Raw genomic sequence first — 5,096 nt, forward strand, 5'->3', positions numbered from 1 at the left:
GTTCTACGCGATCGATTAAAGAGATATCTAAGTTTTTAGGAATAAACCCGGCACCAATACCTTGGATTTTGTGTGGTCCAGGTTTAACTTCCTGACCGGCGAGTGTCTGCGTAATAACAGGAGAGTCGACAGGCTCAACAGCAACACTGACAATCGCCTTGCCTTGAGTTTGCTTAATATAACGACTTACACCCGTGATAGTACCGCCTGTACCTACACCAGCTACAAACACGTCGATTTCACCATCGGTATCATTCCAAATCTCAGGACCTGTTGTTTGTTCGTGAATTTCAGGATTTGCCGGGTTTTCAAACTGTCTAAGCACTAAGTATTTGCTTGGCTCTGCCTGTGCTAATTCTTCAGCTTTGTTGATTGCACCTTTCATACCAAGCGCACCGTCAGTTAAAATCAGGTTTGCACCCAATGCTTTAAGTAATTTACGGCGTTCAATACTCATCGTATTTGGCATTGTAAGGGTGATTTTGTAGCCACGAGCAGAGGCAACGAAAGCAAGTGCTATACCGGTATTACCACTTGTCGCTTCAACTAATTCAACGTCTTTGGTTAACGTTCCATTTTTTTCGGCTGCCCAAATCATATTTGCGCCGATGCGACATTTAACACTGAAGCTCGGATTACGGCTTTCTACTTTTGCAAAAACATTACCAGAAGTGACGTTGTTTAAACGAACAAGTGGCGTATTACCAATAGTTTGTGAGTTATCACTGAATATTTTACTCATTGTATTTCCTCTGATTTTTGGTGTTATTTAAATTCATGAGATAAGAATAGCGGAAGTACAAAATAGGGAAAGTAAAATTTCGTTATACTATATGTAGTTTAGTGATATAGAAGATGTGCTTTAATGATATGGCGAAACCATTTGTAAATGCAGGGCTTTCGTTTTCAAGCCCTTTGTAGCAAAAGGACTGTGAATTAAGAGGGGAACTGCCGGTAAATTAGAATTTTGTTTCAAAACCAAATAGTGCTGTACTGCCACCGTAACCCGGCATTTTACCATTAGAGATAATGAATTTTATTTTGCTGGACGCACTGGTATTAAAGCTGACTCCGGCACCGATAGAAAGCTCACCTTTATATAAATCAACTTGCTCAGCACTGGCAATGTATTCATATAACGCATGATCCGCTGATAAATTACTTAGGTACTGTGTTGAAGAATCGGAAAAGTTTGCATACAGTTCCATTTGCACGCCTTTTTCACTAGGAGCAATCAAAGGTACTGAAAAGAGTTCATAATGTGAATTATCATTGAAAGTACTATCTGTGATCGAGGTGGTAAAGGTCAGCTTCTGATAAAATGTCGTAAAAACACCATCCAGGTATCGGTAAGTGGCTTCTGGTATTTGCGATACTGAATCAAAATCAAGACTAAAGCCATCACTTTCTTTCTGCTGCAGTTCGACGCTTTTTTGATATTGAACTTGTAATGCGTTTGTCGGCACTTGTGCAGCAACACAACAGGTTGAGATAAAATATATTAAGAAAGCTGTTAATTTAAACATCGTCTCACTCCAATTCGGACCACCCGAAGAACTGGTTAAATTATACGCAAACAAAATAATTAATTACAGGTTAGAAAATGTAAATAATTATGGAGCTGTTGTAATAATTCCATTTTTGCGGGGTTGGTCTGATGTTCCAGAGCAAGCGCATCGAGTTTTTCAATGTATGCTTGACTATGCTCTAATAGATATGCCTGACGATGCCGCTGCCACTTTTCCAGCTCTTCTATCGTTAATGAATGAGCTGCATTTCTAGCGCGATAATGCCATAAAAGGCTATCTAAGCGCTTATCTTCAAATTTAAAATTATGTTCAGCCAGCTCTTGCCATGTACTGCTACTTACTTGATTAATAAGTGCTTTATCCGAATAGGAAAAGAAACCGCCGCTGTATAACATCTCTTCAGCTGTCTTATCTTGTGCTTTTGCTATCTCTTCGGCAAAGACCATCTGACACTTTTCGGCAAGCTCAGTATGCTGCTTTAAAAACTCTAATGAAGCTCGGCATTGTGAACGATCAATTCCCAGTTCGTCGGCGCGCGCTTCAGATAATGTCTTGGCTGGTGCGACAATCGGACACTTATTAATGTGGATTAACTTGATGGCAGGGCGGTTAATACCTTCGGGCAAATCAGAGGTTGGCGTATATAAGTAATGGCGGATCTCTTCAACGGAAAGTGTCTGCAGACAACTTAAGTCTTTATTTAAATCAACTGCGATAACCGCATTTTTGTTAAACGGGTGTTCTGCTATCGGCATTATATAAGATACGCAGCCCTGCATTGCCGGAAACATTCCTGAAATATGCACGATCGGGGTGTAACTTCCAAGCTTCAGCGCGTTCAGTACATTCGCTTTTTTACGTAAATTAAAGCAGTAATCATATAACTTAGGATGTGTATCTTTAATCAACTTTGCCATTGCGATGGTTGCATACACATCCGACATCGCATCATGCGCTTGCGAGTGCGCTAAACCATTCTCTTTGGTTAATAGCTCCAAACGAAATGAAGGTACGTCATTTTCATCGACAGGCCAATTGATACCTTCAGGGCGTAATGCATAACAGGCACGCACCAGATCGATAATATCCCAGCGGGAACAGCCGTTTTTCCATTCACGCTGGTAGGGATCTGAAAAGTTCCGATATAAGGTAAAACGGGTTACTTCATCATCGAAACGGATATTGTTATAACCCAGCACACAGGTATTAGCCTGACTGAACTGCGCATTGATAAGTTTTATAAACTCATTTTCAAACACGCCATGCTGCAATGTCTGCTGTGGTGTTATGCCGGTTATCAGACACGCTTCCGGACTGGGCAGGTAATCATTGGGCGGGCGGCAGAACCATTCATCGGGCTCAGAAATAACATTTAAATCGAGATCTGTGCGGATACCGGCAAATTGAGAAGGTCTGTCTGCACCGGGGTTAAGGCCGAATGTCTCATAATCGTGCCAGTATAAAGTGGGTTCATTGCTTACTTTTTTTGTTGTTTTTTGCAAGTTATTACCCATTTCAGGCCCTATGTTTACTGTGTCTTTATTTAATTAATATCAAGAGGTTAAGCTAAGTAATGCTTGAGAGCAAGTAATTAAGCTGTAACTTGCTGTGTTTGATGGAGTAATTCATTAGAAGTGTTAGCAAAGCAGTTTGTTTTTTTGTCGGCTTGCATTTGATGAGCAGTTTATAGATTATGAGTTGTATCGGAACTGCTGGAAAAAGAGCTGCTTTAAATCCCTTCTATATATAGTAATCATTTTTGCGAGGTAAGCTTTTTACCTCGATTCTTCCTTTTATGCTGTCCTATTATTCCCCCCGTTACGGTGTAATAAGGTGTAATATTTTTTTATTACCTCTTGATATACTATTTTACGATTGTCCCATGATTTTAAATAACACAAGGTTTGAATGTCCTGCTTTTGGCGTACCATTTATGTTGGGGCCCAAACAAACGGGAACATTTTTCATGAAGAAGAACGCCCCAACTACTTACTATTCAGGTGAAATACACGCAGTTGCTACGGACGGGCTAGATAGAAAAGAATTGGTAGTGGCTCAGGGGGATTATTTAATTTATAGCCCAACTGGTTCGAATTTAACAACGTCAGCCATAGTGACTAATGGTGGTATGCCATTTTAATGATCAATGCGCAAAATACCGATTATGTAAAGCAAGAGAAACAATGGGGCGGCTCTTGTGTTTTGCATAAGTTCGCAAGATTCAAAACCTGACCCGAATGGAACTTTAATCATTAATGAGCTTAATTATGAAAAAGTTTCTATATCAAGGTTTACTGGTTATTGCTCTTGGAGTCGTGATATTGCAATTTATCTATACGACCAGTCTAAATGAGCAGATAGCCCATTATAAGAAGTTATATTTAGAAACAGATCAAATACTCGAAGATCACCTTGTAGATATGCACTCAGATAGTAATGGTGAAGTGGTGATTGTGGTTCATGGGAAATAAATTAATGGGTTAATAAGGTCTTGTTTTTTCCCCTCATAGCAAAAGGCAAGACCAGCCTCCTCGCAAATCATCCCTTTCTCGCAAAATATGCCCCATCGCTTTATTTAAATTCATACCGTGTAATAGGGTGTAATAGTTTTTTTTACTGCTTCGCCTAATATCCATATTAAATGTAATGATTTGAAAGAACATTAGGTATGGATGTCCTGCCTTTCAATCCCAATCAATACAAAAGGATATCAAGTGAATATCATTTATCATGAAAAAATAGATCCTTCTGATTTACCCAAAGATGCTTTAGCTGATACTTATGTTTCCTTTATTGAGGTAAAGAATGTAAACCATTGTGCGAAAGATTTACTAACTGAAATATCTGATACGGCTTGGATATCCAATTTGGATCCTATCGCACAAATGTCTTATGAAGACACTGCTCATGAAACGATAGAGAAGTTAGTTGAAATTTTTCGTTCTGTTGATAATAAAGTAACCAAAGATTTTGGCGAATTTATGATATCTATGAGCTCAGGTCATTGCTTAAAAGAAAACACAATCATTCTATATTGCCACTATCGGAGCTCTGGAAGGAAAAACTATCAAACAACCATGGTTTTGATTTTTACACGTTAAGCCCTAACTCAAAATTTGCATTTGGTGAAGCGAAGTATGTTAGTAGAGGGAATTCTTACACCGAATCAGCTGAGCAAGTTTTACGGTTTTCAAAAGAAGGTAAAGATAAAAGAGATGCAGTTCACCTAGCCCATTTTGGTGATCAGGTTGCTATAGATAATTTAAGAAATGGGAGAAAGGGATTTGTCATTGCATTTACTATCAACTCCAAAGATCATATCAAAATTTTAAAAAACTCACTGAGTAATGAGCACGTAAAAGCATTATCTAAATGTTGTGATGAACTATATCTTGTTGGAGTTAGAGCATGATTCCTGCCGAATTTATTTACAGCAAAAACCCAGAATTAATTCTTAGTCATCTAATGTTGAGACTTCATAAGGATGGCCCTGTTAAACAGGAAGATCTAGAAGCACTATCCTATTTGAAACACTTCCATTCAGAGTTTTTTGCCAAAGAAGAGAGG

Annotated in this window: 6 protein-coding genes; 3 read left to right on the forward strand and 3 right to left on the reverse strand. The window is 38.8% G+C overall.

From position 1 onward, the window contains the following. From cysK to sbcB, 3 genes are all read right to left on the reverse strand, one after another. Window positions 1–742: cysteine synthase A (gene cysK, locus AC4GME_RS15260; RefSeq protein ID WP_490379694.1), on the reverse strand; the 742-nt coding region annotated here is incomplete at its 3' end. 217 nt (window positions 743–959) lie between these two features. Beyond that, window positions 960–1,526 carry a hypothetical protein gene (locus tag AC4GME_RS15265; protein ID WP_490378468.1) on the reverse strand — a complete coding sequence of 189 codons (567 nt, stop codon included), beginning with the start codon at window positions 1,524–1,526 and terminating at the stop codon, window positions 960–962. 59 nt (window positions 1,527–1,585) lie between these two features. Beyond that, window positions 1,586–3,043 carry an exodeoxyribonuclease I gene (sbcB, locus tag AC4GME_RS15270; protein ID WP_490378467.1) on the reverse strand — a complete coding sequence of 486 codons (1,458 nt, stop codon included), beginning with the start codon at window positions 3,041–3,043 and terminating at the stop codon, window positions 1,586–1,588. A gap of 368 nt (window positions 3,044–3,411) precedes the next feature. Here sbcB and AC4GME_RS15275 point away from each other — a divergent pair, with 368 nt between their 5' ends. The 3 genes from AC4GME_RS15275 to AC4GME_RS15285 all read left to right on the forward strand — a co-directional run bounded on the left by AC4GME_RS15275 (window position 3,412) and on the right by AC4GME_RS15285 (window position 4,630). Then, window positions 3,412–3,669 carry a hypothetical protein gene (locus tag AC4GME_RS15275; protein WP_490379695.1) on the forward strand — a complete coding sequence of 86 codons (258 nt, stop codon included), beginning with the start codon at window positions 3,412–3,414 and terminating at the stop codon, window positions 3,667–3,669. A 127-nt stretch (window positions 3,670–3,796) separates the two neighbouring features. Continuing rightward, complete coding sequence (locus AC4GME_RS15280) at window positions 3,797–4,000, forward strand: hypothetical protein (RefSeq protein WP_490378412.1); 204 nt, start codon at window positions 3,797–3,799, stop codon at window positions 3,998–4,000. A 243-nt stretch (window positions 4,001–4,243) separates the two neighbouring features. Further along, complete coding sequence (locus tag AC4GME_RS15285; RefSeq protein WP_490378413.1) at window positions 4,244–4,630, forward strand: hypothetical protein; 387 nt, start codon at window positions 4,244–4,246, stop codon at window positions 4,628–4,630. Window positions 4,631–5,096: the final 466 nt, after the last annotated feature.

This window comes from Psychromonas sp. (assembly GCF_983033635.1).